This window comes from Brevundimonas sp. KH_060 (assembly GCF_057838275.1).
The window spans coordinates 2,556,983-2,582,395 of record NZ_CM174463.1 but is presented as its reverse complement, the minus strand read 5'-3'; the positions used below and the strand labels follow the sequence as shown (position 1 = coordinate 2,582,395).

Here is a 25,413-nt window from a genome sequence, read left to right as displayed (position 1 = left end):
CGCCTTGAAATCAAAGCGTCACCGCAAATTTTTCTCTCTGCAGGTTTGCGACTCATATTATCGAGGTAACCCTTCGTTAACGCAGACAGGGTTTTCCTTAACGCGCTCATAACCAATGCGATTCGGCGGGGAGTTCGCATCGGGGACGAAGGGCAGGGTCCTTAGGTCGGAATAATACAATGTCTCTCTCGCTGGTCAGGCCGGAAGCCACGGAATTGAAGCCCCGCATCGTCGTCTTCGGCGTAGGCGGAGCGGGCGGCAACGCCGTCAACAACATGATCGACTCCGGCCTTGAGGGGGTGGAGTTCGTCGTCGCCAACACCGACGCCCAGCATCTGAGCTTCGCCAAGACCGACCGCCGCATCCAGCTGGGCGAGACGATCACGCAAGGGTTGGGCGCGGGCGCCCACCCCGAAGTCGGCATGAACGCCGCCGAGGAGAGCGCGGACGAGATCCATGCGCACCTGGAAGGCGCGCACATGGTCTTCATCACCTGCGGCATGGGCGGCGGCACCGGCACCGGCGCCGCGCCTGTCATCGCCAAATGCGCGCGTGATCGCGGCATCCTGACCGTCGGCGTGGTGACCAAGCCCTTCACCTTCGAAGGTCGCCACCGGATGCGCCTGGCCGACGCCGGCGTGGCCGAGCTGCAGCGTTACGTCGACACCCTGATCGTCATCCCGAACCAGAACCTGTTCCGGGTCGCCAACGAACGCACCACCTTCTCCGACGCCTTCGGCATGGCCGACCAGGTGCTGCACTCGGGCGTTCGCTCGATCACCGATCTGATGATCCTGCCAGGCCTGATCAACCTCGACTTCGCCGACGTCCGCGCCGTGATGAGCGAGATGGGCAAGGCCATGATGGGCACGGGCGAGGCTACGGGCGACGATCGCGCCCTGCTGGCGGCCCAGAACGCCATCGCCAATCCTCTGCTGGACGAGACCAGCCTGAAGGGCGCCAAGGCCGTGCTGGTGAACATCACCGGCGGCATGGACATGACCCTGCTGGAAGTCGACGAGGCCGCCAACGCCATCGCCGGCGAAGTGGACGGCGACGCCAACATCATCTTCGGCGCCGCCTTCGATCCGGCGCTGGACGGCAAGATCCGCGTCTCGGTCGTCGCCACCGGCATGGACGAGGCCGTTATCCAGCAGATCGAGCCGCAGGGCCAGAACTTCAGCCGCACGGGCGGCCTGTCGAATGCGGCGCCGCGCCAGCCGGAAGTCCGTATCGATCCGGTTCGCGAGGCTGCGCCGCAGCCGGCGCCGGCTCCGATCTATGAAGCCCCGGCCGCGCGTGCGCCCGAGCCGAAGATCGAGGCCAAGCCCGAGCCCGTCATCCGTGATGCGCCCCGCAATCTGGAGCCGATCGTCGACCCGTGGGTCGAGGAGTATGAGCAGGGTGCCGGTCGCGCCCAGCCTGCCGCTTCGTCGGAACAGGGCGACCTCTATTTCGAGCGCGCTCCGCAGCGTCAGCAGCCGGCGCCGCAACAACCGGCCCAGCGTCCGGCCGCTCGTCATGAAGAGCCCGCCGAGGAGCCCTTCTACGACGAGCGCGACCATCGTCGCAGCGGCTGGAGCCTGTTCGGCCGCAAGCGCCAGCAGCCGCAGCAGCAACAGTCCTATGCGCCGTCGCCGTCGTCGAACCGCACGACCCAGCAGTTGCGCCAGACCCAGTCGATGCAGCCGCAGCAGCAAGACCCGCAGGTGGGCCAGTCCGACGACGACGACCTGGAGATCCCTTCCTTTCTCCGCCGCCTCGCGAACTGATCGACCCAAAAAGTCCTGATATTGAAGCGCCCCGGAGCCGACCTCCGGGGCGTTTTTACGTGTGGGGACAGGAGCCGGGACGTGTCGTCGAACCGAAACAATCCGAAACCCGACTTTCATTTCGGGCTTGAGCCCTGAGGCGTAAACGACAGGTGAGGCGAAGACCGTCCCGTTGGGGCGGGTCGCGCAACAGAGAGTATCCGAGTGACGGTCCGCAACGACCAGTACGAACAGACCATCGTCGCCCCGGCCATCTGCGCCGGCGTCGGCGTGCACACCGGCCGCCGCGTGCGTTTGGTCGTGCGCCCGGCTGCGCCTGGCCACGGCATCGTCTTCGTGCGCACGGACGTCACCGACCGCGACAACCGCATCCCCGTCTCGGGCGAGGCAGTCGTGGATGCGCGCCTGAACACCATGATCGAGAATGCGGCGGGCGTGCGCCTGTCGACGATCGAGCACCTGATGGCCGCGCTGGCGGCCCTGGGCGTCTCCAACGCCGTGATCGAGGTCGACGGGCCGGAATTGCCGATCCTGGACGGCTCGGCGCTGCAGTTCGTGCAACTGCTGGACCGTGCGGGCTTCCGTCGCCAGGAAGCGCCCCAGTCCTATATCGAAATCCTGAAGCCGATCCGGGTGGAGGAGGGCGACAAGTCCGCCGTCCTTCTGCCCTGCGACCGCTATGAGATGCGCTTCGAGATCGACTTCCCCACGCCGGTCATCGGCAATCAGGTGGTGGACTTCGTCGTGGACGAGGCGACCTTCCGCTCGGACATCATGGCCGCCCGCACCTTCGGTTTCGCCCATGAGGTCGAGGCCCTGCGTCAGGCCGGTCTGGCCCGCGGCGGCTCGCTGGAGAACGCCGTGGTCATCGACGGCGACCAGATCCTGAACCCCGGCGGCCTGCGCATGGAGCGCGAGTTCGTGCGCCACAAAGCGCTGGACGCCATCGGCGATCTGTATGTGCTCGGCGCGCCGCTGCTGGGCCGCTACGAAGGCGTCAAGGCGGGCCACGCCTTAAACAACAAGCTGGTCCGCGCCCTGCTGGCCCAGCCGCAGGCGTGGCGCGAAACGGTTCGCGTGCCCGACATGGCGATGGCGGGCTGAATTCAACTTCCAAGGATATTTGAGTCGGGGGTATTGATCAGAGCATGATCAAATACCCCCGGCCCATGACGGCGTCCGTTTCTCGTCGAACTCTTCTCGGAGCAACAGCGGCGAGCGGTGTCGTGGCGACTGGAGCCTTGGCCAAGAGCGTAGAGCCGGCCGTCGGGGATGCCTGGAACGCGGTGGAGACTGTGGGGCAGGCGGCGATTTTGTCGCAAGCCGTTCCGGGCATGCAGGTGTGTGTTCGTAGAGGCGATGCTGTCCTGTACTCGCGCGGTTTCGGCCTAAGCAATCTTGAGACGCGAACTGCAATGGAGGCCAAGTCGGTTTTCCGGATTGGCTCGGTAACCAAGGAATTCACAGCCGCTCTTGTGCTCTCCTTGGCTGAGAAAGGGCGCCTCCGGCTTGATGACCCGTTGGGCCGGTTTCTACCGTCATTTCCTGTTCCGACGGTGACGTTGGGACAACTGTTGACCCATACGTCCGGACTTTCGAACTATACCTCGACAGTTACCGCGCAGACCTACCTCGAGCAGTCACGGCAAGATCGCTCCATGCAGGAGATGCTCGAGATTGTGGCCGAGGCTGAGCCTCTTGTCGTGTCGGAGCCGGGAGCGGCTTGGGCGTATAGCAATTCTGGATATGTTCTGCTCGGCGCTGTGGTCGAAAACATCACGGGATCGTATGCGCAGGCCATGGCTGAATTCCTGGGTCCGCTTGGTCTTCAGAGCACGGCTGTTGATGATGGGCGGGAGGTCGTCGAGGGGCGCGTCTCCGGCTATGTGGCGCAGCCTGAAGCCAGCGCCAAGTTCGCCAACGCGCCTTACGCGGCCATGAGTTATGCTGGCGCTTCGGGCGCCATGCGCGCCACCGCCGAGGCGCTGTGTCTGTGGCGCTCGGCCTTGCTCAGTGGGCGGGTCGTGAGTGCAGATAGTCTGACCTTCATGACCACGCCGGCGCGGCTATCCAGCGGCGCTCTGCCGACAGACGAGTCTGGTTCCGAAATCGTCTACGGCGCCGGTGTCTATTTGGACTCTATGGAAGGACGGCCTGCGTTGAGGGGAGGCGGGGCAATCCAAGGGTTCGTGGCGGTTTGCGATACGGTCATTCCCTCAAGGTTGACGACTGCCATTCTCCTGAATGTCGATGGGAATGGTGCGACCGGGGTGCGGTCTTTGATGCGTGATCTGCGACGGGCAGTTCGCGATGCTTTGGCCGCCACGCCCGGCTGATCAAGCTAGGGTGATTGCGCTGATCAACCGGCCGAAGTCCGGTTCGCCCGCCAGATAGGCGCGGCGGTTGGAGTAGAAACGCGCCGCATCCGCGCGCGTGTCGTCGCCGGTCCAGGCGGCCTCGCCCACGCGCGCCTGCTCCAGTCGCCACAGGACGAAGCCGGGCAGGTCGAACTGGCGTTTGTCGTCCGTCGCGCCGGGGGCGAAGAAGCGTTCGCTGCCGGGGTCGTGGTGGGCGAAGTGGTCCTGATAGTCGGCGCCGACTTCATAGGAGTCTTGAGCGATGCAGGGGCCGACGACGGCGACGATGCGCGAGGGCTCGGCGCCCAGGGCCTGCATGGCCGCGACGGTCGAGTGGATGACACCGCCCAGGGCGCCTTTCCAGCCCGCGTGGGCGGCGCCGATGACGCCCGCCTCGGCGTCGGCGAACAGCACGGGGGCGCAGTCGGCGGTCAGGACGGTCAGCACCGGCCCCTTCACGCCCGCGACCACGGCGTCGCCTTCGGGGCGCTCTCCGGCCCAGCCGCTTTCGGCCACCCGGGCGACGGCGGAGTGGACCTGATAGCAACCGCACAGGTCGTCGGCGGCGCCGCCCATCCATTCGGCGACGCGGCGGCGGTTCTCGGCGACATGGGCCGGGTCGTCGTTGGAGCCGACGCCCGCGTTCAGCTCGGCGTAGAGGCCGTCCGATACGCCGCCCGCGCGGGTGAAGAAGCCGTGGCGAACTCCGGCCCTGGTCAGCAGCGGATGGGTGATCGGGTTCAGGCTCATAGGGCGCCCTCCAGTTCGAAACGGGCGGCGTCGATGGCGGCCTGAACGGCCTTGCGCGCCTGGGGGCTGTTCTTCCAGCAGGTCGAGCCGACGCTGGCGGCGGCGCCCGCGCACACGACGGCGGCGTCCGCCTGGGCCAGACGGGCGAAGCCGCCGACGCCCAGTTCCTCCAGTCGCTGAATCACCTTGGGACCGACGCCCTTGGTCGCCAGCAGGATCTGGCGCTCGTTCTCGGTGAAGGTCATGGCCGCATCAGGCTCCATCGCTGGGCGGGCGCCTCAGAAGCCTGGAAGGGCCAGAGAGCGCGGAGAGAAGATCGCCGCCGCCTTGAACAGTTCGCCCATCTGATCCGGCGCGGTCAGGCGGTCCAACTGGCGCTGGATGATCGGCGCGGCTTCGGGGCGTCCCTGCATCAACCGCTGGGCGCGGGCTTCGATCCCCAGCGCCTTGAGGAAGGCGCCCTGGCCGACGCAGCCGGTGACGTCGGCGCCGCCGCGCACGGCGGCCTCCAGCACCAGGGGGAAGTCGGCCCATTGCGTCAGGTCGGCCTCGCCTGGCGTGGACAGGGGATCGACCTTCTGGTGCCGTCGCAGGGCCTGAAGCGTGTCGCCCGCCTCGGGTTTGCTGCGGCCGTAATCGATCAGCAGGGCGGCCCCCGAGGCGGCCCGGATCAGGCTGGCCAGATCGCGGCCGAAGGCGGCCTGCTGTTCCGAAATCTCGATGATCTGACCGGGTTCGACGTTGAAGCCGGGCGCCTCGAAACCGTCGGCGATGGCGGTCAGGCCGAAGGTCAGTTCATTGTCGTCGGTCACGCCGATGCGGCGCTCGGCCCAGCCGCCCTCGGTCTTGATGAACTGGCGCGCGGGCAGGCAGTCCAGCACCTCATTGGCGATCAGGATCACCGGGGCGTCGGTCTCGATCTTGTGCAGGGCGCTGAGCCAGCGCGGATGCACATCGGCGTCAGCCAACCGCCGGGCCTGTTCGGCGCGTAGCGGGGCGCTCGGCTCGATCAGGATCAGGTCGACCGCCTGCAGGAAACCGGGGGCCAGCCGCGCCGCGCGCAGCACGTCGGACATCAGCGTGCCGTCGCCGGGGCCGACCTCGACCAGCCGCACGCGTTCGGGCGCGCCAAGGCGGGTCCAGGTCTCGACCGCCCACAGGCCGATCAACTCGCCGAACATCTGGCTGACCATGGGGGCGGTGATGAAGTCGCCGCGTTCACCCAGCGCCGGGCGCGTGGCGTAATAGCCGCCCTTGGGGTCGTGCAGGCAGCGGGTGACGTAGTCCGCCACCGTCATCGGCCCGGTCAGCACGATCTCGCGGACCAGGCGGTCCTTGAGCGTCTCCGCCATGATGGTCTTACGCCTCCGCGACTTCCGGCTTCTTCAGCGCCCGCCAGATCAGCCAGGCGCCGACCAGCATCATCGGGATCGACAGGATCATGCCCATGGTTAGGCCCAGCGGCAGGTTCTCCAGCCCGGCGTCGGGCTGGCGCACGTTCTCCAGTGCGGCGCGGCAGACGCCGTAGCCCAGCAGGAACAGGCCGGTGACGAAGCCCGGACGTTTCAGCATCCGCCACTTCCAGATCGCCAGCGACAGGATGACGAACAGCAGCAGGCCCTCAAGACCCGCCTCATACAGCTGGCTGGGGTGGCGCGGCTCGTTGCCGGCGGGGCAGAAGCCGTACATCTGCTGGATGCGTTCGTTGCAGAAGCGGATGGCCCAGGGGACCGTCGTTTCGCGACCCCACAGCTCGCCATTGATGAAGTTGGCGATGCGGCCGAAGAACAGACCCAGCGGCGCGACCGGGGCGATCAGATCGCCCAGGCTGAGCGGGTTCACCTGTTGGCGACGGGCGTAGAGGGCGATGGCGATGACCACGCCCAGGAAGCCGCCGTGGAAGCTCATGCCGCCGGTCCACAGCTGCAGCAACTCCAGCCGATCGCCCCAGCTGTCGCCGGTGAACAACTGGGCGAACATCTCGGGCTTGTAGAAGAGGGCGTAACCGAAACGGCCGCCCAGAATGACGCCGAGCGTGATCCACAGCACCAGGTCGTCCAGCTGCTGCCCGCTGACCGGCGACTTGCCCGGCGCCCACAGGCGCTCGGTCTTGGCCAGACGCGAGGCGTACCACCAGCCCAGGACGATGCCGGCGATATAGGCCAGCGCGTACCAGCGGATGGGCAGGGGGCCGAGCTGGATCAGGACGGGGTCGAATTCGGGAAAGGGCACGGGGCCTCCTGCGCCTTCAGAAGTTGTCACTCGTCTAGCAAGCGGGACTGCATTCGTCGCGCGCTTTTCCCGCGAAGCAGTCTATAGGCCGCAGGCAGGTAAGGTTTGGTTTACCCAAATCAATGCACCGTTAACCACGTTCGGACCGAAGGTCCGGGAGTTCTCAAGAGGCCGCACATGCAGACGCGCAATCCCCTCCTTGATGAGTTCGCCAAGCTGACCACCGGCGCCATGGGCCTGGCACAGGCCGCGGGCGAAGAGGCCAAGGCCGCCTGGCGCGCCCAGGCCGATCGCTTCGTCGCCGAGATGGATCTGGTGCGCCGCGACGAGTTCGACGTGCTGAAGGACGAGATCGCCGCCCTACGCGCCGAGATCGCGGCGCTGAAGGCTGCGGCTCCGGCCGCGAAGAAGGCCGCCAAGGGATCGTCCACAGACGCCGCCTCGACCCCGGATTCAGCCGGTTGAGCCGAATCTGCGAACACGCCTACCGTCCTCGAAAGCGCTCCTCTGAGTCGCTGTCGCTGCTGAAGAAGTTGAACGCCTGATGGATGCTGTGAGACCCGAAGAGGTCGACCTGCCCTTTGATCCGCTGGATGTGGTCGAACACGTCCTGACGGCGGAGAACCTGCCGTTCGACCGCACGGACGAGGGCGATCTGGCCTTCGCCCTGGCCGGCGACTGGAAGGACTACGAACTCTGGTTCGCCTGGCGGCCAGAGGGCGACTGCCTTCAGCTGTGCCTGGCGCTGGACCTTCGCGTGGCCAAGACGCGCCGCGCGGCGGCCTATGAACTGGTCTCCATGATCAATCAGCGCACCTGGCTGGGCCATTTCGAGATTTGGCCGGACGAAGGCGAGATCGTCTTCCGCCATGCCCTGGCTCTGCCGCACACCGAGCGTCCGACCCTGGCTCAGGCCGCGTCCATGATCGACGCGGCGGTCGAGGCGGCGGATCGTTATTATCCGGCCTTCGACTTCATGGTGCGCGGCTCCAAGAAGCCGAAGGAGGCGATCGACGCCTGCCTGTTCGAGACCGTGGGCAACGCCTGATGAGCGGTTCGGGCCGTCCGGTCGTGCTTCAGGGCGTCGGACGCCTGGGCTCGGCCATTTTGGAAGGCTGGCTGGCGACGGGCGCCGTCGATCCGGCCGATCTGATCATTCTGACGCCGTCCGAAAAGCCGGTCGCCGAGGCGGCGCGGGCCAAGGGTGCGCGCATCAATCCGCCGCTGGAGGAACTGGCTGAGGCCCGCGCCTTCGTCATCGGCGTCAAGCCCGCCAAATGGCTGGAGGCCGCGCAGGCCGTCCTGCCGCATCTGGCCGCTGACGCCGTGATCGTCTCGGTCATGGCCGGGGTGCGCGGCGAGACGATCTCCGAGGGTTACGACGGCCGTCCGGTCGTGCGCGTCATGCCGACGACCGGCGTGGCTCAGGCGCGCGGCGTGGCGACGCTATGGTCGTCCGACGCGGACGCCCTCAAGGTTGGACAGTCGCTGTTCGAGCCGATCGCCGAGACGGTCCTGCTGGACGATGAGGCCTTGATGCACGCGGCGACGGCGGTGTCCGGCTGCGGACCGGCCTATTTCTTCGCCTTCACCCGCGCCCTGGCCGAGGCCGGCGAGGCTGAAGGCCTGTCGCCCGAGGCCGCCGCCCGTCTGGCGCGCGCCACCCTGCGTTCGGCTGCGGCGGGCGTGGAGGGCGACGAGGCGCTGAACGCCCTGATCGACCGCGTGGCCTCGCCCGGCGGCGTGACGCAGGCCGGTTTGATCGCCCTCAATGAAAACGGCGCCCTCGACCATTCTGTCGAAAGCGCCGTGAAGGCGGCGGTCGCCAAGTCCACTGAACTCAGCGCCTGATCGTCAAACGCTTCAGCGCTTGACGAAACGGCCCTCGGCCAGATTGCGGGCCAGACGATCATAGGCGCGCTGGGCGTCGGTCCAGGTGGTCGAACCGCGCGCATCGATCAGGGTCGGGGTGTAGTAGTCGAACTTGACCGGCTGCACCTCGCCCGAAGCCATCGTCACCGAACCCTCGATCGCAGCGCCGCCGATGGACAGGCTGCGCATGGAATCCAGCCCGGGCTTGTCGCCCAGTTGCTGCATGGTGGGGCGGTTGGGCTTCAGGTCGGTGATGACCAGTTCGACGCGGGCGCCGTCCAGGGCGTTGCGATCCGTCAGCACGCGTTCGACGGTGCGGGTCAGATCGCTGACCTGTTGCTGGACATCGCGTTCGCCCAGTTCTTGGGCGGTCTTGGCGAAGTCGGGGCTGACCGTCACGACGACGGCCGAGGGTTGAGCCGCAGCGGCGCCGGAAACGGCGAGGGCGGCGGCGAGCGGCGCAAGGAAAGCAATACGACGCATAGTACGGACTCCTGATTCCAGGCCCCCCTGGAACACGGGACAAGATGGCGATGATTTTACGGTTCCGCTAGAGGCGCCGGCCAAAGATCTAGGCGGCGCGACGATCCGCCGGCAGCCGGATGGAGGCTTTCAGTCCGCCCAGGTCGCTGCGGCCCAGGATGATGTCGCCGCCGTGGCCGCGCGCCACGTCTCGCGCCACGGCCAGGCCCAGGCCCACCCCCTTGCGGTTCTGATTGCGCGAGGCGTCCAGGCGCGAGAAGGGGCGGAAGGCCTCTTCGTGCATGTCGTCGGGAATGCCGGGGCCGTCGTCCTCTACCGTGATCTCCAGCCCGCCGGAGGGCAGGGGGCGGGCCGACAGCCGCACCTTTTCGCCGTGGGAGGCGGCGTTGCCGACCAGGTTGTTGATCGCTCGGCGGAAGGCCAGGGGGCGGGCAAGCATGTTGAGATCGTCGGGGGCCTCGACCTCGGCCACGGCGCCGGAGCGGCTGGCGTCCTCGGCGGCGCGACGCAGCATTTCGGGCACGGAGATCGTCTGCATCGCCTCGCCCGCCTCGCCGCGCGCAAAGGCCAGGTATTCGTCGATCATATGCTCCATCTCGTCCAGGTCGCCCTTCATCGCCTCGGCGCGCTTGAAAGGCGGGGCCAGGGCCAGCTCGAGACGCAAACGGGTCAGGGGCGTGCGCAGGTCATGGCTGACCGAGGCCAGCAGGGCTGTGCGCTGATCGATATGACGCTGGATGCGGGCGCGCATGTCCAGGAAGGCGGTGGCGGCGGCCCGCACCTCGCGCGCGCCGTGAGGCTTGAAGCGCGGCACGCTCTCGCCCCGGCCGAAAGCCTCGGCGGCGGAGGCCAGCCGCTCGATGGCGCGCACCTGGTTGCGGATGAACAGCACCGCCACGCCGAGCAGCAGGATGGTGGCGATCATCAGCCACAGGACGAAGATGTGGGCCTGGGTCGCCACGGCCCGTTCACGCGGGGCGATGACGCGCAACACGCCGCCCGCCTCCTGCACCCTGATGTCGACATAGGCGGGGTAGCGGGTGGTGTCGAACCAGAAGGGCTGGTCCAGCCGTGAAGCCAGCGCCTTCTCCAGCGTCCGATCGACCAGCCCCAGGGCGCCGCGCCGTTCTTCGTCCGGCAGGGAGGCGGCGGGCTGGAAGGCGATGGACAACTGCATCGACCGCTCGGCGCGCTCGGAGATCAGCGACAGGTTCTGCGGCGAAGGATCGTCGCGATAGCTTTCGGCCGCCCAGGCCACGTCGCCCGCCAGTCCTTCGGACAGACGCGCGGTCACTGCCTGCCAGTGGGCGTCGAAGAAGGCCCAGGTCACCGCCGCCTGCATAATCAGCACCGGCAGGACGATGATCAGCAACGACCGCCCCCATAGGGAAGTCGGCAGCCGACGCTTGATCCATCGCGTCCAGACGTTGAACGGCATCAGCCGCATGAGGGGCGTTCCGGTCCTGTCGTCAGTCCGGCGCCAGCATATAGCCGACGCCGCGCACCGTCTGAAGGTAGCGCGGATTCTTGGGGTCGGCCTCCAGCTTGCGGCGCAGGCGCGTCACCTGGACGTCCACAGCGCGGCCGGTCACATCGGCCGTGTCGGGCGACAGGGTCATGCGCTCGACCGGCGAATGGGCGTGGATGGCCAGGGTCTTGAGCAGTTGCGCCTCGGCCTCGGTCAGGCGTTGCAGTTCGCCGTCGCGCGTCAGCTCCAGCCGCTCCATGTCGAAGACGGCGGGACCCATGCGGATTTCCTTGGGCGTCATCAGCTTGCCGCCGGTGCGGCGCAGGATGGCCTCGATCCGCAGCGCCAGCTCGCGCGGGTCGAAGGGCTTCGACATATAGTCGTCGGCGCCGCGCGACAGGCCCTCGATCCGGTCGTCCGGGTCGCCCTTGGCCGTCAGCAGCAGCACCGGCGTCTTGGACAGGGCCGCCTGGCTGCGAATCCAGGTGGTCAGGTCGAAGCCGCTTTCGCCCGGCATCATCACGTCCAGCACGATCAGGTCGAACTCGATCAGTTCGACCATGCGGCGCGCCGCGCCCGCGTGGGCGGCGCCGGTGACGCGATAGCCCTCGCGGCTCAGGAACTCCTTGAGCAGTTCGCGGATGCGGTCGTCGTCATCGACGACCAGGATGTGCCGTCCGCTGCCGGCGGGAGCGATGGGGCCGGACCGGCCGTTGGAGCGAGGCTCGATCATGCTCACTGCGAATCTCCTCGCGAGGCGCCGTTGACGCGGACGCGCGACGGGCGTCTAAATGAATATCTTGCGCGGGAGACGTTCTTCAATGGCCTTCGTTCCTTTCGACGATCGTGACGGATGGATCTGGTTTGACGGAGAATTCGTTCCCTGGCGGGACGCGAAGACGCACGTTCTGACCCATGGCCTTCACTACGGCTCGTCGGTGTTCGAGGGTGAGCGTATGTATGGCGGTGAAATCTTCAAGCTGACCGCGCACAGCGAACGCCTGAAGCGCTCCGCCGAGCTGCTCGACTTCGAGATTCCCTATAGCGTGGCTGAGATCGACGCCGCCTGCAAGGAAACCTGCGCGCGCAACGGCCTGATCGACTGCTATATCCGTCCCGTCGCCTATCTGGGGCCGGAGCAGCTCAGCGTCACGGCCAAGAACAGCAAGGTCCACCTGGCGATCGCCGCCTGGGAATGGCCCAGCTATTTCGATCCCGAGGTCAAGAAGAAGGGCATCGCTCTGGAGTGGGCCAAGTGGCGCCGTCCCGACCCGGCAACGGCGCCGTCCACGGCCAAGGCGGCCGGCCTCTACATGATCTGCACCATGTCCAAGACGGCGGCCGAGAAGCGCGGCTTCGCCGACGCTCTGATGCTGGACTGGCGCGGCTATGTGGCCGAGGCGACCGGCGCCAACGTCTTCTTCGTCCAGAACGGCGCCCTGCACACGCCGCACGTCGACCACATCCTGAACGGCATCACCCGTCAGACCGTCATCGAGATGGCCCAGGCCCGCGGGGTCGAGGTCGTGGTCCGCGACATCCTGCCGGAGGAGCTGGGCGATTTCTCCGAATGCTTCCTGACCGGCTCGGCCGCCGAGGTGACGCCGGTGGGCCAGGTCGGCGACTATCGCTTCACGCCGGGCGCGCTGTCGCTCAGCCTGATGGACGACTACGGCAAGCTGGTTCGCGGCCAACTTTAGGCGGCGACCGTCGACGAGTTTCGTCGTCCCCCTTGCCAGCGGCGTCCTGCTGTCGTTGATGCGCACTGAAGAAGCCGGCTCCCATAGCGCCGGTCGCGGAGCCGTCTTTCCATGTTCAGCCTCCTGAACCTCCAGAGCCTGTTCGGCCTGGTCGTCATCGTCGCCGTCTGCTGGGCGATCTCCGAGAACCGCCGCGCCTTTCCGTGGCGGTTGGCGATCGGGGCGGTGCTGGTGCAGGCGGCCCTGGTGCTGGCGACCTTCGCCATTCCTGGTTCGCAGGTGGTGCTGGATGGCATCAACAATGCGGTGAAGGGGCTGGAGCTAGCGACCGAGGAGGGGACGCGCTTCGTCTTCGGTTATCTGGCGGGCGGGGATCAGCCCTACGCCGTGGCCAATGAAGGCGCTCTGTTCACCTTCGCCTTCAAGGTGCTGCCGCTGATCCTGGTCATCTCAGCTCTGTCGGCCCTGCTGTGGCACTGGAAGATCCTGAAGTGGATCACGCTCGGCTTCGGCTTCCTGTTCCAGCGGACCCTGGGGCTGGGCGGCGCCTCGGCTCTGGCGGTGGCGGCCAACGTCTTTCTGGGCATGATCGAAAGCCCGATCGTCATCCGCGCCTATCTGGACAAGCTGAGCCGGTCCGAGGTCTTCCTGATGATGGTGGTCGGTCTGGCCACCGTCGCCGGCTCGACCATGGTGGCCTACGCCGCCATCCTGTCGCCAGTGCTGACCAATGCGGCGGGCCACGTCCTGGTGGCCTCCATCGTCTCGGCGCCCGCCGGCATCCTGCTGGCGCGCGTCATCATCCCTGAAAAGCCGGGCGAGGGCGGGGCGGTCGCCGACTACAACTCGGCGCTGAAGTACGACAGCGCCGTCGACGCTATCGTCAAGGGCACGTCCGACGGCCTGATGGTGGTGCTGAACATTTCGGCCGTGCTGATCGTCTTCGTGGCCCTGGTGGCCCTGGCCAACGTCATTCTGGGCGGCTTCGTCATCGCTGGAGAGCCGCTGACGATCGAGCGCATCCTGGGCGTGCTGTTCGCTCCCGTCGCCTGGCTGACGGGCGTGGAATGGGCCGACGCTCACAAGGCGGGCTGGTTGCTGGGGGTCAAGCTGACCCTCACCGAGTTCGTCGCCTTCATCGAGCTGGGCAAGGTGCCCGTCGCCGAGATGAGCGAGCGCACGCGGATGCTGATGACCTACGCCCTGTGCGGCTTCGCCAACATCGGTTCGGTCGGCATCACCGTCACCGGCCTGTCGGTGCTGATGCCGGAACGCCGCGAGGAAGTGCTGGGCATGGTGTGGAAGGCGCTGCTGGCGGGCTTCCTGGCTACGCTGATGACGGCCTGCGTCGTCGGGGCCTTGCCCGCGTCCATCTTCGCCTAGTAGCGTTCCGAGGGCAGCCGAAGGGAACCCTCTGATGAAGCTCTATGAAAGCCGCCGCGCGCCCAATCCGCGCCGCGTCCGCTGGGTCATGGCGGAAAAGGGCGTGACCGACGTCGAGCGGGTCGAGATCGAGCTGCTGGCCGGCGAGCACCGCGCTCCGGCCTATCGCGCCAAGTTCGGCGTGCCGCACGTGCCGGCGCTGGAGCTGGACGACGGAACCTGCCTGACGGAATCCATCGCCATCTGCCGCTATCTGGAGGCCCTGCACCCCGAGCCGAACCTGTTTGGCCGCGATCCGAAGGAGCAGGCGATCATCGAGATGTGGATGCGCCGGTGCGAGATGTATCTGGCCAATCCGATGATGCTGAACGTGCGCTTCACCCACCCGGCCTTGGCCGCGCTGGAGGCGCCCCAGCCTCAGGTCGCTGAATACAACCGCCTGGGCGCCGAACGCTTCATGAAGACGCTGGATCGCCACCTCGCGGAGCATGAGTTCATCGCCGCCGACCGTTTCACCATCGCCGACATCGTCGGGGCGGTGGGGCTGGATTTCGCCCGCCTGGTCAAATACCGCCCGCCCGAGGAGCTGACGCACCTGGCCCGCTGGCTGGAGGCGTGCCGCGCCCGTCCGGCGGCGGCGGCGGGGATGTGAGCCTGTCTTGCGGACTCTGACTGGGCCGGATCGCGGGCTGGCCCTGCTGCTGGCCGCCCTGGCGGGTTATGTCGACAGCCTGGGCTTCCTGCATCTGGGCGGGGTGTTCGTCTCCTTCATGAGCGGCAACACCACACGCCTGGCCGTCAACCTGGCCGAGGGGCGGTGGCTGGCGGCGGGCGCGGTGGCGGGCGTGCTGCTGCTGTTCGTCCTGGGGGCCATGCTCGGGGCGCTGGTCGCGGGCGGCGAGGGCGCGCGTTCGCGCAGCCGGGTGCTGGCGGTCGAGGCGGCGTTGCTGGCCGGGGCCGCCGTGGCGGCGGGGGCGGGGATCGCGCCACTGGCGATCGGCCTGATGGTCCTGGCCATGGCGGTCGAGAACTCGGTCTTCCTGCGCGACGGCGAGGTCGGGGTCAGCCTGACCTATATGACCGGAACCCTGGTCAAGACCGGCCACGCCCTGGCGGCGGCTCTGCGCGGCGGCGATCCCTGGGCGTTCCGGCCCTATATGGCGTTGTGGGCGGGGTTGGCCGGGGGCGCGCTGATGGGGGCGGTCGTCTACGGCCGCCTTGGGCTGATCGCCCTGTGGCCGGCGGCGGCCGTCGCCATGGCTCTGGCCTTGGGCGTACGGTTCAACCGCGCGGCGTGAACTTCCGGATCACGCCCGAGAAGGTCATCAGCAGCCGCTCGCCGGTGGTGATCTGTCCGCGCACGAAGATCAGGCTCTTGCCTGCCTTGGTCACCTGGCCGGTCGCCTCGATCAGTTCGCCCACGTAGGCGCCGTCGATGAAGGTGGAGTCGAGCTGCACCGTGACGCCTGACGCCCCCTCCATCTCCTGATAGGCGATCTGGAACATGGCGATGTCGGCGAAGGTCATCAGGCAGCCGCCGTGCATCCGGCCCCCGGCGTTCATGTGCTTCTGCTCGGCGCGGAAGGCGCAGCGCATGTGGCCGTCGGGATCGGGCTTGCCGTAGAAGGGCCCCACCACCACGTCGAAGGTGTCGCGCAGGTTATAGGTCTGCCAACCGGCGAACTCGCCTTCGGTGACGGTGATTATCTCGGCCATGTCGGTTTTGCCTTCTTTCCGATCTCGCGGTGCAGCATATAGCGCCTATGAGCGATCCAATCGAAGCGGCCATTTTCGAAAAACTGGCCAAGGCCGACCCCAAGAACGTCGGCGGCAAGAGCATTGAACCGGCCGACGTGGCCAAGGAGCTGCAGCCCGAGCAGTGGCAACGCCTGCTGCCCAAGGTGAAGGCGACGGCGCTGGGCCTGATGCGTCAGGGCAAGCTGACCATCACCAAGAAGGGCAAGGCGGTCGATCCCAACAACTTCCGCGGCGTGATCCGCCTGCGCCTGCCGACCGAGGCCGAGACGGCCGCGGCCCTGGCGGCCCTGCCGCCGGTCGAAGCTTCGGATGACGATTTCGACTGAACCGGACAACGGCCTGGGTGAACTCCTGGCCGAAATCCGCGCCTGCCGGGCGTGCCTGGGGCAGTTGCCCCACACGCCGCGCCCGGTGGTCATGGTCGCGCCTGAGACGCGCCTGCTGATCTGCGGCCAGGCGCCGGGGCGGCGGGTGCATGAAAGCGGTCTGCCCTTCACCGACCCCTCCGGCGTTCGCCTGCGCGACTGGATGGGGGTAGACGAAGCGACCTTTTACGGCGATCCGCGCCTCGGCGTGGCGGCTCAGGCGTTCTGCTTTCCCGGCACGGATCCCAAGGGCGGCGACTATCCGCCGCCGCGCCGCTGCGCCGAACTGTGGCGGCCGCGCCTGCTGGCTGAGTTGCCGAATGTCGAACTGACGCTGCTGGTCGGCGGCTACGCCCAAGCCTGGGCCTTGGGCGCGGCGGCCAAGGCGAACATGACCGAGACGGTCCGCGCCTGGCGCGACTATGCGCCCGCCATCCTGCCCCTGCCGCACCCGTCATGGCGTAATACGGCCTGGTTGAAGAAAAACCCGTGGTTCGAAGCCGAGGTTCTGCCCTACCTTCGGCAGCGAACAGCGGAGATACTGGCGTGACACAAAGTGTTTTCCTTCTCCCCTCGTGGGAGAAGGTAGCTCGCGGAGCGAGACGGATGAGGGGGTTGCCTGCTGCGCCCTCATCATCGGCCGTTCGGCCCGCTGACACCGCCCCCTCATCCGAGCGCCTCCGGCGCCCACCTTCTCCCACGAAGGGAGAAGGAAGAGGTGTCATCACCGCCGCCCTTCTCTCCCTCGCTCTAGCCGCCTGCGCTACGCCGCACGTCCAGCCGCCGCTGACGCCGCCCAACGGATTCAACGGGCCGCACATCGAGGCGGGAACCCTGGGGCGCGGCGCCTTTGTGGTGCAGGATGGGGCGCGGTTGCCCTATCTGCGCTGGAGTCCTGAAGGACAGGAACCCTGGGCCGTCATCGTCGCCCTGCACGGCTTCAACGACCACTATGCCTCCTTCCGCTTCGCCGGGCCGTGGTGGGCGCAGCGGGGCATCGAGACCTGGGCCTATGATCAGCGCGGCTTCGGCCTGGCCCCGAATCGAGGCGAGTTCGCGCCGGAAAGCCTGACTAGCGCCGACCTGCGCACCATCGTCGCCCTGGTTCGGGCCCAGCGGCCGAACGCCCTGATCGTGGTGGCGGGCGAAAGCATGGGCGGCTCATCGACCATCGCCGCCTTCGGCTCGGACGCGCCGCCGGACGCTGATCGAGTGGTGCTGCTGGCGCCCGGCGTGTGGGGCTGGTCCAGCCAGACCGCCTTCAACCGCGCGGGCCTGTGGACCGCCGCGCGCATGATGGGGGCCAAACGGGTCGAGCCGCCGTCCTTCGCCGTGCGCGACATCCGCGCCTCGGACAACACGCTGGAACTGATCCGCAACGGTCGCGATCCCCTGTCGATCCTGTCGACGCGGTTCGATTCCCTTTACGGCCTGGTCGATCTGATGGAGACGGCGACCCAGCGGCTGGACCGTGTCGAGGCGCCGACCCTGTTGCTCTACGGCGCCCACGATCAGATCATCACCAAACGCCCCATGCGCCGTGCCCTGGAACAGGCGGGCGAGCGGCCGAACCTGACGACGGGCTATTACGCCGAGGGCTGGCACATCCTGAACCGCGACCTTCAGGCCGAGACCATGTTCGCCGACGTCGAATCCTGGCTGCGCGACCCGACCCGGCCGCTGCCGTCCGGCGCGCCGGCGGTTCTGCCCGCCCTGCAGGCCGATCCCAAGGCGCGCTGAACGCAGAAACCACGGAAAGCGGATGCATTTTCCGCACGCTTCGTTGAACCCTGGGGCGATCGCATGGTCGTGCTTGCCGTTTGGTCAGGCTGCGCGTATGTCCTTCCGCACAAAAAAGTACCCCAGGAAAGGCCTGTCATGGGCAAGACGCTGTTTGATTCTCCTTCTTTCGCGAACCATGAAGGCGTCCACGCCTTCTACGACGAGAAAACCGGCCTGAAGGCGATTGTTGCGGTGCACTCGACTGCGCGCGGCCCGGCCGTCGGCGGCACCCGCATGTGGAACTACGCCACCGCCGCCGAAGCACTGGAAGACGTGCTGCGCCTGTCCAAGGGCATGAGCTACAAGAACGCTGTCGCGGATCTGGAAATGGGCGGCGGCAAGTCGGTCATCATCGGCGACAGCCGCACCCAGAAGTCGCCTGAGCTGTTCCACGCCTTCGGTCGCTATCTGAACGGCCTGGGCGGTCACTACTACGCCGCCGAAGACGTCGGCACCTCGGTCGAGGACATCGCCGAAGCGCGTAAGGTCACCGAATTCGTCCTGGGTCTGAAGGACGGCCCGGAAGCCTCGGGCGATCCCAGCCCGGTCACGGCCGAGGGCGTGTTCCGCTCGAACCTGGTCGTCGCCCGCCGCCTGTTCAACCAGAACGACATGACCGGCCTGACCGTCGCCCTTCAGGGCGTGGGCCACGTCGGCGCTTACCTGGCCGACATGCTGCACAAGGCCGGCGCCAAGCTGATCATCACCGACGTGAACCAGGCCAACCTGGAAGCCGTCGCCGCCAAGACCGGCGCCGAGATCGTTGCTCCGGACGCCATCTATGACGTCGCCGCCGACATCTACGCCCCGTGCGCCCTGGGTGCGACGCTGAACCCGCAAACGCTGGACCGCCTGAAGGTCAAGGCCGTCTGCGGCGCCGCCAACAACCAGCTGGCCACCGCCGACATCGGCGACGAGCTGTTCAAGCGCGGCATCCTGTATGCGCCGGATTACGTCATCAACGGCGGCGGCATCATCAACGTCGCCTCGGAAATGAACGCCCGTCAGACCGGCGGCGCCTATGACGCCTCGTGGGTCGAAGGCAAGCTGTCGCGCCTGATGGAGACCTTCGAGGAAATCCTCGAGCGTTCGGTCTCCGAGAACAAGCCGACCCACCTGATCGCCGACGCCATCGCCGAGGCCCGCATCAAGGTCGCCGCCGACAAGAAGGCCGAGGCTCTGAAGGTCTGATCGACCTTCGACAAGCTAGCCCGCGCCTTTCGAGGGGCGGGCGGGCGCCGGGGGGCGCCTGAGGGGGTGCGGGCCATAAGTCCGCGCCCCTTTATCATTTGGGCCGGTGATAACGGCCCTGACTCCTCAGGACTTTAACGCCTCTTAACGCCGCATTTACCATCCAGGCGGCAGTTTCTGCCTAGCGGGTTCGGTTCGTCCCGCGTGTGCAGGGGCGATGGCGCGTGGGCGGCTTCACGGAAGCTTTGAAAAGGTTCGGCATCGGACGCCTGGCCGCCATCCTGGGCGTGGCTGCGGGCGTGGCCGCCGTGCTGGTCGCCGTCATGCTGCGTGTGGGTCAGGCGCCGGACGCTTTGCTCTATTCCAACCTCGACCTGCGCGAAGCCTCCGAGATCAGCGCCGCCCTGGATCAGGCGGGCATCAAATATTCCTCCAAGGGCGACGGCTCGACCATCTTCGTCAGCCGCGACGAAGTCGGCACGGCGCGCCTGATGCTGGCGGGCAAGGGGCTCGTGACCTCGGGCAGCGTCGGCTACGAGATCTTCGACAACCAGTCGGTGCTGGGCCAGACCGAGTTCCAGCAGAACCTGAACGAACAGCGCGCCCTGCAGGGCGAGCTGGCGCGCACCATCATGTCGATGCGCGGCATCAGTTCGGCCCGCGTGCATATCACCATGCCTCGGCGCGAGATGTTCCAGGCCGCCGCCATCGATCCGACGGCTGCCGTGGTGGTGGGCCTGTCGGGGCGCGACCTGTCGGCCGATCAGGTGCGGGCCATCCGCAACGTCGTCGCCTCCTCTGTGCCGAACCTGAAACCGGACAAGGTCACGGTGACGGACCAGGCCAATCGCACCCTGGCGGCAGGATCGGAAGACACCGGCTTCACCTCGGCCACCGCTGAGGCCGCCAAGGCCTCGACCGAGGCCCAGATGCAGGCCCGGATCAAGGACATCGTCGAGGGCGTCGTCGGCGTGGGGGCGGCGCGCGTCCAGGTGACGGCCGACATCGACCATAGCCGTTCGACCACCCAGGAACAGAAATTCGACCCGGACGGCCAGGTCGTCCGCTCGACCTCGACCAACGGCAGCCAGTCGCAGGACACGACCGGCCAGCAGGACGGCGGCGTCACCGCCACCAACAACATCCCCGGCGGCGAAGCCCCGGCGACCACGCCCATCGGCTCCACCAACTCGGAAAACACCGAGACGACCAACTACGAAATCTCCAACACCACCACCACGACGGTGAAGGAGCCGGGCGAGGTCAAGAAGCTGTCGGTCTCGGTCGCGGTCGACGGCAAATACACCCCTGCCGCCGACGGCAAGGGCGAGCCCGCCTATGCCGCCCGCACGGCCGAGGAAGTGCAGCAGATCAAGGCCCTGGTCGCCGCCGCCGTCGGCATCGACGAGACGCGCGGCGACAAGCTGGAAGTCGTCAGCGTCCGCTTCAACCGCGAGCCGTCCGCCGCGCCGGGCGCTGAGGAAGGCTCCTCAATGTTCGCCTTCGACAAGAACGACATCATGCGCGGGGTCGAACTGCTGGTCCTGCTGGTCACGGGTCTGCTGCTGATCTTCTTCGTCCTGCGCCCGCTGCTGAAGACGGCCTCGGGCCAGGGGCGCGCGGGCGTTCCGGCCCTGGTCGGCGCGAACGGCATCCCGGTGACGGCGCTGGACGCCCAGATCGTCGGCGGAACCCTGCCGGGCGGCGCGCCCATGCTGGCCGGTCCCAGCGACATGGAGCAGCGCATCGACATCGCCCGCATCGAGGGTCAGGTGAAGGCCTCGTCCATCAAGAAGGTCGCCGATTTCGTCGACAGCCACCCAGAGGAATCCACGGCGATCCTGCGCTCGTGGATGCATGAAAGCTGATGGCGGCGCGGCTGGTGTCAAAGGGGGCGGCGGTTGATGACGCCAAGAAGCTGACGGGGCCGGAAAAGGCCGCCGTCGTTCTGCTGTCTCTGGGCGAAGAGCACACCGCCCTGTGGCAGCAACTCGACGACGAAGAGATCAAGGAGGTCTCTCAGGCCATGGCGGGGCTGGGCACCGTCACCGCCGCCGTGGTCGAAGAAGTCTTGGTCGAGTTCGTCTCCGGCATCGGCGGGTCCGGTTCGCTGATGGGCTCCTATGAGCAGACCCAGCGCCTGCTGGCCTCCTTCATGCCCGGCGATCGGGTCGAGGCCCTGATGGAGGAGATCCGCGGTCCGGCGGGCCGCACCATGTGGGACAAGCTCGGCAATGTGAACGAGGCCGTGCTCGCCAACTACCTGAAGAACGAATACCCGCAGACGGTCGCGGTGGTCCTGTCGAAGATCAAGCCGGATCACGCCTCGCGCGTGTTGACGGCCCTGCCCGAGGACTTCGCCCTGGAATGCGTCCAGCGGATGCTGCGCATGGAGCCGGTTCAGCGCGACATCCTCGACAAGATCGAGCAGACCCTGCGCAGCGAGTTCATGTCCAACCTGGCGCGCACCTCCAAGCGCGACAGCCATGAACTGATGGCCGACATCTTCAACAGCTTCGACCGCCAGACCGAGTCGCGCTTCATCGGCGCGCTGGAGGAACGCAACCGTGACGCGGCCGAGCGTATCCGCGCCCTGATGTTTGTCTTCGAGGATCTGTCGCGCCTCGATCCCGGCGGGGTGCAGACCCTGCTGCGGGCGGTCGAGAAGGATCAGCTGGGTCTGGCGCTGAAGGGGGCCTCAGACCCCCTGCGCGAGATGTTCTTCTCCAACATGTCCGAACGCGCCTCGAAGATCATGCGCGAAGACATGGATTCCATGGGGCCTGTCCGCCTCAAGGACGTCGACAACGCCCAGATGGCCATGGTCCAGGTGGCCAAGGATCTGGCGGCGCGCGGCGACATCATGCTGGCCGGCCAGGGCGGCGACGACGAGTTGATCTACTGACATGAGCGCGCTTCCTTCCAACGCCGTCCCCTTCGCCTTCGACACCGAGTTCGGGGCCGACGGCGCCGTGCTGCGCGCCTCGACCTGGCAGCCGGCCAAGCGGTCCTTCGCTCCCGCCGAGGTCGAGGCCCTGGTCGCCCAGGCCCGGCTGGAGGCCCGTCAGCAAGCCCTGGCCGAGGTCGAGGCCCTGCGCGCCGACGCCTTGTCGATCGTGGCGCAAACCGTGTCCCAGGCCGCGACCGCCCTGCGCGGCGTGGCGGAGGCGCACCGGCGCGAATCCGCAGAGCTGGCGCTGGCCGCCGCGCGCGTGATCGGCTCGGCTGCGTTCGACCGCTTCCCGCGCCGTCCGCTGGAGGCTGCCATCGAGTCCCTGGGGCAGGAGATGGACGCCACGCCGCGTCTGCTGGTCCGCGCCTCGGGTCTGGATGGCGAAGGTCGCGCCCAGATCGAGGCCCTGTGCGCCCAGGCGGGGTTCTCGGGGCTGGTGGTGTTCCGCGACGAACCGCACCTGCCCGCCGCCGCCTTCGCCTTGGAATGGGCGGATGGGCGAGCCGAATTCGATCCGGCCGAAGCCGAGGCCCGCGTGGCCGCCGCGCTCAACGCCGCCCTGGCCGCAGAAGCCGGCCACGCCGAGCCGCCCCTCGAGGGCGGCGCTCATGACAAAAGGGGCTTCTGATGGCCACCGACGATCTCTCGCTCGAGGAATTCGGCGAATCCACCGCCCTGAACCTGGCTGATGAGGGCGGCGAGAAGTCGGCGGTCGATCTGGCGCCCGTCTTTGACGTGCCGGTCAACATCTCGGCCGTGCTGGGCAAGGCGCACATGTCCGTCGCCCAGCTTCTGAAGCTGAACAAGGGCTCGGTGCTGGAGCTGGACCGGAAGGTCGGCGAGGCGATCGACATCTTCGTCAACAACCGCCTGGTGGCGCGCGGCGAGGTCGTCGTCGTCGAGGACCGCCTGGGCGTGACCATGACGGAAATCATCAAGACCGAGGACAAGGGCGCCTGATCGGCCGCCCCGTCACGGACAGGATTTTGAAGGAGTAGGGCGATGCGTCTTCTGGTGGTGGGTCGTTTAAGCGGCCAACTGGCGACGGCGGTGAAGATGGCCATGGCGCACGGCGCCAAGGTCCAGCACGTCGAGCGCGCCGATCAGGCGACCGAGCAACTGCGCCGGGGGCAGGGCGCCGACCTGCTGATGGTTGACTACCGCATCGACATCGCCGCCCTGATCGCCGCCAACGACGCCGAGCGCATTCATGTGCCGGTCGTGGCCTGCGGCGTTGACGCCGATGCGCGCGAGGCGGCTGACGCCATCCGCGCCGGGGCCAAGGAGTTCATCCCCCTGCCGCCCGAGGCGGACCTCATCGCCGCCGTGCTGTCGGCCGTGGCCGATGACGAGCGGCCGATGATCTCGGCTGACCCGGCGATGAAGCATGTCATTCAACTGGCCGATCAGGTGGCGCGTTCGGAAGCCTCCATCCTGATCACCGGCGAAAGCGGCGTGGGTAAGGAGGTGATGGCGCGCTATCTGCACACGCACTCGCGCCGCGCCGACAAGGCCTTCATCAGCGTCAACTGCGCCGCCATCCCTGACAACCTGCTGGAATCCGAGCTGTTCGGTCACGAGAAGGGCGCTTTCACCGGCGCCGTGGCGCGCCGCATCGGCAAGTTCGAGGAAGCCGACGGCGGCACGCTTCTGCTGGACGAAATCAGCGAGATGGACGCCCGGCTTCAGGCCAAGCTGCTGCGCGCCATTCAGGAGCGGGTGATCGACCGCGTCGGCGGCGCCAAGCCGGTGCCGGTCAATATCCGCATCATCGCCACCTCGAACCGCGACCTGGCCAAGGCCGTGGCCGAGGGGACCTTCCGCGAAGACCTGCTGTATCGCCTGAACGTGGTGAACCTGCGTCTGCCGTCCTTGCGCGAACGCCCCGGCGACATCGCGGTGCTGGCCGATCACTTCGTCAGGAAATACGCCGCCGCCAACGGCGTGCCGCCGCGCGCCATCGGCGTTGACGCCCGACGCGCTCTGGTCGCCCATCGTTGGCCCGGCAACGTGCGCGAGCTGGAAAACGCCATGCACCGCGCTGTCCTGCTGGCGGCGGGGACCGAGATCGACGTCGACGCCATTCGTCTGCCGGACGGCCGCCCGCTGCTGGGCGGGGGGGAGGGGGGCTCGACGCCCGCCGCTTCGGCCTATGACGCCGGCGTGGCGGGGCAGGCCGCCCAGGTCGCCGACGCCGTGACCCGCAGCTTCGTCGGCCAGACGGTGGCCGAGATGGAAAAGACCCTGATCCTGGACACGCTCAGCCACTGCCTGGGCAACCGCACCCACGCGGCGACCATCCTGGGCATCTCCATCCGCACCCTGCGCAATAAGCTGAACGAGTACGCCGACGCAGGCACGCCGATCCCGGCGCCCCAGTCGGGCGTCGCGGCCGCCTACGGCGCGGCGGGCTGATCCGGTGCGCGCTGACCGTCGCACCTTGCTGATCGGTGCGGGCGCGCTGGCTCTTGGAGCCTGTGCGCGGGCGACGGAGCCTGCGGCGGCCGAGCCTGCCGTTCTCGACCTCGACCTGTCGGCGCTGGAGGCGCGTCATGGCGGTCGTCTGGGCGTCTCCGTAGCGACCGAGGGCCAAAGCGCCGCCTGGCGCGGCGACGAGCGGTTCGTCTACTGCTCGACCTTCAAGATGTATCTGGCCGCCGCCACCCTGCTGCGCATTCAGGCGGGGCAGGAGCGGTTGGACCGGGCGATCCCGGTGACGCAGGCCGACATGATCAGCCACGCTCCGGTGACGAAGCCGGCGGTCGGTTCGGCCCTGACCATCGAGCAGTTGATGAAGGGCACGGTTGAGGTCAGCGACAACCCGGCCGCCAACATCCTGATCCGCGAGATGGGCGGGCTGGAAGCCTTTCGCGCCTTCTATCGCGGCATCGGCGACGACAGCACGCGCGTCGATCGCCTCGAGCCCGAGATGAACCGCCAGGACGGCGACAAGGACACCATCACTCCCGAGCAGTCGGTGCGGAACATAGAGCGCCTGATCCTGTCGGAGTCTTCGCCGCTTGAATCAGCCTCGAAGCGGTTGCTTCTGGAATGGATGGTGGCGTCACCGACGGGACAGGCGCGCATCAAGGCGGGCGTCCCGGCGGGCTGGACCGTCGCGCACAAGACAGGCACCGGCGGCTATGGTCCGGTGAACGACATCGGCGTCCTTTATCCGACCGACGGCGCGCCCATCGCCATCGCGGTCTATTTCCACGCCACGAAGGATTCGACCGACGCCCAGCGCGAGGCGGTAGTCGCCGAGGCGACCCGGCAGGCGCTCAAGGCGCTGGGGCATGGCTGAGGGCCGCCGAATCCTGTCATCAGGCGACATGACCTTCGCACGT

The 25,413-nt window shown here is 67.6% G+C and carries 28 protein-coding genes; 20 read left to right on the top strand and 8 right to left on the bottom strand.

Annotated elements, in window-relative coordinates; genetic code table 11:
- Positions 1-179: 179 nt before the first annotated feature.
- The 3 genes from ftsZ (at position 180) to AC3IPP_RS12790 (ending at position 4,108) form a co-directional block, all read left to right on the top strand.
- Positions 180-1,772, top strand: coding sequence for a cell division protein FtsZ (gene ftsZ / locus AC3IPP_RS12800; RefSeq protein ID WP_489149237.1), 1,593 nt, complete (start codon positions 180-182; stop codon positions 1,770-1,772).
- Between the two features lie 204 nt (positions 1,773-1,976).
- Positions 1,977-2,876, top strand: coding sequence for a UDP-3-O-acyl-N-acetylglucosamine deacetylase (gene lpxC / locus AC3IPP_RS12795; protein ID WP_489149236.1), 900 nt, complete (start codon positions 1,977-1,979; stop codon positions 2,874-2,876).
- 44 nt (positions 2,877-2,920) lie between these two features.
- A complete protein-coding gene (locus AC3IPP_RS12790) occupies positions 2,921-4,108 on the top strand; it encodes a serine hydrolase domain-containing protein (protein WP_489149235.1) in 1,188 nt (395 codons plus the stop codon).
- On the opposite strand, the gene pgeF is transcribed toward AC3IPP_RS12790, so the two are convergent.
- Genes pgeF through lgt form a run of 4 tightly spaced genes read right to left on the bottom strand, consistent with a single transcriptional unit; the run spans position 4,109 to position 7,111 of the window.
- Entirely contained in the window at positions 4,109-4,879 is a 771-nt protein-coding gene (gene pgeF / locus AC3IPP_RS12785; protein WP_489149234.1) for a peptidoglycan editing factor PgeF, read from the bottom strand.
- On the bottom strand, positions 4,876-5,124 hold the full coding sequence (locus AC3IPP_RS12780) for a helix-hairpin-helix domain-containing protein (RefSeq protein WP_489149233.1): 249 nt from the start codon (positions 5,122-5,124) through the stop codon (positions 4,876-4,878). Before AC3IPP_RS12780 ends, pgeF begins: the two co-directional genes overlap by 4 nt.
- A 33-nt stretch (positions 5,125-5,157) precedes the next feature.
- Complete coding sequence (locus AC3IPP_RS12775; protein WP_489149232.1) at positions 5,158-6,231, bottom strand: class I SAM-dependent methyltransferase; 1,074 nt, start codon at positions 6,229-6,231, stop codon at positions 5,158-5,160.
- Between the two features lie 7 nt (positions 6,232-6,238).
- A complete protein-coding gene (lgt, locus tag AC3IPP_RS12770) occupies positions 6,239-7,111 on the bottom strand; it encodes a prolipoprotein diacylglyceryl transferase (RefSeq protein WP_489149231.1) in 873 nt (290 codons plus the stop codon).
- Positions 7,112-7,288: 177 nt separating this feature from the next.
- Between lgt and AC3IPP_RS12765 the strand changes: the two genes are divergently transcribed.
- The 3 genes from AC3IPP_RS12765 to AC3IPP_RS12755 all read left to right on the top strand — a co-directional run bounded on the left by AC3IPP_RS12765 (position 7,289) and on the right by AC3IPP_RS12755 (position 8,962).
- Positions 7,289-7,576, top strand: coding sequence for an accessory factor UbiK family protein (locus AC3IPP_RS12765; protein ID WP_489149230.1), 288 nt, complete (start codon positions 7,289-7,291; stop codon positions 7,574-7,576).
- Between the two features lie 79 nt (positions 7,577-7,655).
- Positions 7,656-8,159, top strand: a complete 504-nt coding sequence (locus AC3IPP_RS12760; protein WP_004370784.1) for a type III secretion system chaperone family protein — start codon at positions 7,656-7,658, stop codon at positions 8,157-8,159.
- Positions 8,159-8,962 (top strand): pyrroline-5-carboxylate reductase family protein, encoded by an 804-nt coding sequence (locus tag AC3IPP_RS12755; RefSeq protein ID WP_489149229.1) that lies wholly within the window; start codon positions 8,159-8,161, stop codon positions 8,960-8,962. The genes AC3IPP_RS12760 and AC3IPP_RS12755 overlap by 1 nt, the downstream gene beginning before the upstream one ends.
- 12 nt (positions 8,963-8,974) lie before the next feature.
- On the opposite strand, the gene AC3IPP_RS12750 is transcribed toward AC3IPP_RS12755, so the two are convergent.
- The 3 genes from AC3IPP_RS12750 to AC3IPP_RS12740 all read right to left on the bottom strand — a co-directional run bounded on the left by AC3IPP_RS12750 (position 8,975) and on the right by AC3IPP_RS12740 (position 11,667).
- Positions 8,975-9,466 (bottom strand): hypothetical protein, encoded by a 492-nt coding sequence (locus AC3IPP_RS12750; RefSeq protein ID WP_087138766.1) that lies wholly within the window; start codon positions 9,464-9,466, stop codon positions 8,975-8,977.
- A gap of 88 nt (positions 9,467-9,554) precedes the next feature.
- Positions 9,555-10,913 (bottom strand): ATP-binding protein, encoded by a 1,359-nt coding sequence (locus AC3IPP_RS12745; RefSeq protein ID WP_489149228.1) that lies wholly within the window; start codon positions 10,911-10,913, stop codon positions 9,555-9,557.
- 22 nt (positions 10,914-10,935) lie between these two features.
- Positions 10,936-11,667 carry a response regulator gene (locus AC3IPP_RS12740; protein ID WP_179204973.1) on the bottom strand — a complete coding sequence of 244 codons (732 nt, stop codon included), beginning with the start codon at positions 11,665-11,667 and terminating at the stop codon, positions 10,936-10,938.
- Between the two features lie 88 nt (positions 11,668-11,755).
- On the opposite strand from AC3IPP_RS12740, the gene AC3IPP_RS12735 reads away from it, so the two are divergent.
- The 4 genes from AC3IPP_RS12735 (at position 11,756) to AC3IPP_RS12720 (ending at position 15,315) form a co-directional block, all read left to right on the top strand.
- On the top strand, positions 11,756-12,634 hold the full coding sequence (locus AC3IPP_RS12735) for a branched-chain amino acid aminotransferase (RefSeq protein ID WP_489149227.1): 879 nt from the start codon (positions 11,756-11,758) through the stop codon (positions 12,632-12,634).
- A 111-nt stretch (positions 12,635-12,745) separates the two neighbouring features.
- Complete coding sequence (locus tag AC3IPP_RS12730; protein WP_489149226.1) at positions 12,746-14,017, top strand: NupC/NupG family nucleoside CNT transporter; 1,272 nt, start codon at positions 12,746-12,748, stop codon at positions 14,015-14,017.
- 34 nt (positions 14,018-14,051) lie between these two features.
- A complete protein-coding gene (locus AC3IPP_RS12725; protein ID WP_489149225.1) occupies positions 14,052-14,669 on the top strand; it encodes a glutathione S-transferase family protein in 618 nt (205 codons plus the stop codon).
- A 7-nt stretch (positions 14,670-14,676) separates the two neighbouring features.
- Entirely contained in the window at positions 14,677-15,315 is a 639-nt protein-coding gene (locus AC3IPP_RS12720) for a YoaK family protein (RefSeq protein WP_489149224.1), read from the top strand.
- Here the strand turns inward: AC3IPP_RS12720 and AC3IPP_RS12715 are convergent.
- Positions 15,299-15,733 (bottom strand): PaaI family thioesterase, encoded by a 435-nt coding sequence (locus AC3IPP_RS12715; protein WP_313576542.1) that lies wholly within the window; start codon positions 15,731-15,733, stop codon positions 15,299-15,301. The two genes, AC3IPP_RS12720 and AC3IPP_RS12715, sit on opposite strands and share 17 nt — an antisense overlap.
- 47 nt (positions 15,734-15,780) lie before the next feature.
- On the opposite strand from AC3IPP_RS12715, the gene AC3IPP_RS12710 reads away from it, so the two are divergent.
- From AC3IPP_RS12710 to bla, 10 genes are all read left to right on the top strand, one after another.
- Complete coding sequence (locus AC3IPP_RS12710; RefSeq protein WP_046651625.1) at positions 15,781-16,101, top strand: DUF3253 domain-containing protein; 321 nt, start codon at positions 15,781-15,783, stop codon at positions 16,099-16,101.
- Positions 16,085-16,690: a uracil-DNA glycosylase family protein gene (locus AC3IPP_RS12705; RefSeq protein ID WP_489149223.1), complete on the top strand. Its 606-nt coding sequence runs from the start codon at positions 16,085-16,087 to the stop codon at positions 16,688-16,690. The genes AC3IPP_RS12710 and AC3IPP_RS12705 overlap by 17 nt, the downstream gene beginning before the upstream one ends.
- A 323-nt stretch (positions 16,691-17,013) precedes the next feature.
- Positions 17,014-17,880 carry an alpha/beta fold hydrolase gene (locus AC3IPP_RS12700; RefSeq protein ID WP_489149222.1) on the top strand — a complete coding sequence of 289 codons (867 nt, stop codon included), beginning with the start codon at positions 17,014-17,016 and terminating at the stop codon, positions 17,878-17,880.
- Between the two features lie 138 nt (positions 17,881-18,018).
- Positions 18,019-19,113, top strand: a complete 1,095-nt coding sequence (locus AC3IPP_RS12695) for a Glu/Leu/Phe/Val family dehydrogenase (protein WP_489149221.1) — start codon at positions 18,019-18,021, stop codon at positions 19,111-19,113.
- A gap of 224 nt (positions 19,114-19,337) precedes the next feature.
- Entirely contained in the window at positions 19,338-20,981 is a 1,644-nt protein-coding gene (gene fliF / locus AC3IPP_RS12690; protein ID WP_489149220.1) for a flagellar basal-body MS-ring/collar protein FliF, read from the top strand.
- Positions 20,981-22,018, top strand: coding sequence for a flagellar motor switch protein FliG (gene fliG / locus AC3IPP_RS12685; RefSeq protein ID WP_087141883.1), 1,038 nt, complete (start codon positions 20,981-20,983; stop codon positions 22,016-22,018). The genes fliF and fliG overlap by 1 nt, the downstream gene beginning before the upstream one ends.
- Position 22,019: 1 nt before the next feature.
- The gene (locus AC3IPP_RS12680) at positions 22,020-22,694 is read left to right on the top strand and encodes a FliH/SctL family protein (RefSeq protein ID WP_087141884.1); all 675 of its coding nucleotides are present in this window, start codon (positions 22,020-22,022) and stop codon (positions 22,692-22,694) included.
- Entirely contained in the window at positions 22,694-23,026 is a 333-nt protein-coding gene (gene fliN, locus AC3IPP_RS12675) for a flagellar motor switch protein FliN (protein ID WP_087141885.1), read from the top strand. Before AC3IPP_RS12680 ends, fliN begins: the two co-directional genes overlap by 1 nt.
- 42 nt (positions 23,027-23,068) lie before the next feature.
- Positions 23,069-24,481: a sigma-54-dependent transcriptional regulator FlbD gene (gene flbD, locus AC3IPP_RS12670; RefSeq protein WP_489149219.1), complete on the top strand. Its 1,413-nt coding sequence runs from the start codon at positions 23,069-23,071 to the stop codon at positions 24,479-24,481.
- A gap of 4 nt (positions 24,482-24,485) precedes the next feature.
- Positions 24,486-25,370 (top strand): class A beta-lactamase, encoded by an 885-nt coding sequence (gene bla, locus AC3IPP_RS12665; RefSeq protein WP_489149218.1) that lies wholly within the window; start codon positions 24,486-24,488, stop codon positions 25,368-25,370.
- Positions 25,371-25,413: the final 43 nt, after the last annotated feature.

Bases quoted from the DNA above. Each gene is read 5' to 3' on its own strand.
- ftsZ (WP_489149237.1), top strand. From the start codon at position 180: ATGTCTCTCTCGCTGGTCAGGCCGGAAGCCACGGAATTGAAGCCCCGC.
- AC3IPP_RS12790 (WP_489149235.1), top strand. From the start codon at position 2,921: ATGATCAAATACCCCCGGCCCATGACGGCGTCCGTTTCTCGTCGAACT.
- pgeF (WP_489149234.1), bottom strand. From the start codon at position 4,879: ATGAGCCTGAACCCGATCACCCATCCGCTGCTGACCAGGGCCGGAGTT.
- AC3IPP_RS12780 (WP_489149233.1), bottom strand. From the start codon at position 5,124: ATGACCTTCACCGAGAACGAGCGCCAGATCCTGCTGGCGACCAAGGGC.
- AC3IPP_RS12775 (WP_489149232.1), bottom strand. From the start codon at position 6,231: ATGGCGGAGACGCTCAAGGACCGCCTGGTCCGCGAGATCGTGCTGACC.
- AC3IPP_RS12765 (WP_489149230.1), top strand. From the start codon at position 7,289: ATGCAGACGCGCAATCCCCTCCTTGATGAGTTCGCCAAGCTGACCACC.
- AC3IPP_RS12760 (WP_004370784.1), top strand. From the start codon at position 7,656: ATGGATGCTGTGAGACCCGAAGAGGTCGACCTGCCCTTTGATCCGCTG.
- AC3IPP_RS12755 (WP_489149229.1), top strand. From the start codon at position 8,159: ATGAGCGGTTCGGGCCGTCCGGTCGTGCTTCAGGGCGTCGGACGCCTG.
- AC3IPP_RS12750 (WP_087138766.1), bottom strand. From the start codon at position 9,466: ATGCGTCGTATTGCTTTCCTTGCGCCGCTCGCCGCCGCCCTCGCCGTT.
- AC3IPP_RS12745 (WP_489149228.1), bottom strand. From the start codon at position 10,913: ATGCGGCTGATGCCGTTCAACGTCTGGACGCGATGGATCAAGCGTCGG.
- AC3IPP_RS12740 (WP_179204973.1), bottom strand. From the start codon at position 11,667: ATGATCGAGCCTCGCTCCAACGGCCGGTCCGGCCCCATCGCTCCCGCC.
- AC3IPP_RS12735 (WP_489149227.1), top strand. From the start codon at position 11,756: ATGGCCTTCGTTCCTTTCGACGATCGTGACGGATGGATCTGGTTTGAC.
- AC3IPP_RS12730 (WP_489149226.1), top strand. From the start codon at position 12,746: ATGTTCAGCCTCCTGAACCTCCAGAGCCTGTTCGGCCTGGTCGTCATC.
- AC3IPP_RS12725 (WP_489149225.1), top strand. From the start codon at position 14,052: ATGAAGCTCTATGAAAGCCGCCGCGCGCCCAATCCGCGCCGCGTCCGC.
- AC3IPP_RS12715 (WP_313576542.1), bottom strand. From the start codon at position 15,733: ATGGCCGAGATAATCACCGTCACCGAAGGCGAGTTCGCCGGTTGGCAG.
- AC3IPP_RS12710 (WP_046651625.1), top strand. From the start codon at position 15,781: ATGAGCGATCCAATCGAAGCGGCCATTTTCGAAAAACTGGCCAAGGCC.
- AC3IPP_RS12705 (WP_489149223.1), top strand. From the start codon at position 16,085: ATGACGATTTCGACTGAACCGGACAACGGCCTGGGTGAACTCCTGGCC.
- AC3IPP_RS12695 (WP_489149221.1), top strand. From the start codon at position 18,019: ATGGGCAAGACGCTGTTTGATTCTCCTTCTTTCGCGAACCATGAAGGC.
- fliG (WP_087141883.1), top strand. From the start codon at position 20,981: ATGGCGGCGCGGCTGGTGTCAAAGGGGGCGGCGGTTGATGACGCCAAG.
- AC3IPP_RS12680 (WP_087141884.1), top strand. From the start codon at position 22,020: ATGAGCGCGCTTCCTTCCAACGCCGTCCCCTTCGCCTTCGACACCGAG.
- fliN (WP_087141885.1), top strand. From the start codon at position 22,694: ATGGCCACCGACGATCTCTCGCTCGAGGAATTCGGCGAATCCACCGCC.
- flbD (WP_489149219.1), top strand. From the start codon at position 23,069: ATGCGTCTTCTGGTGGTGGGTCGTTTAAGCGGCCAACTGGCGACGGCG.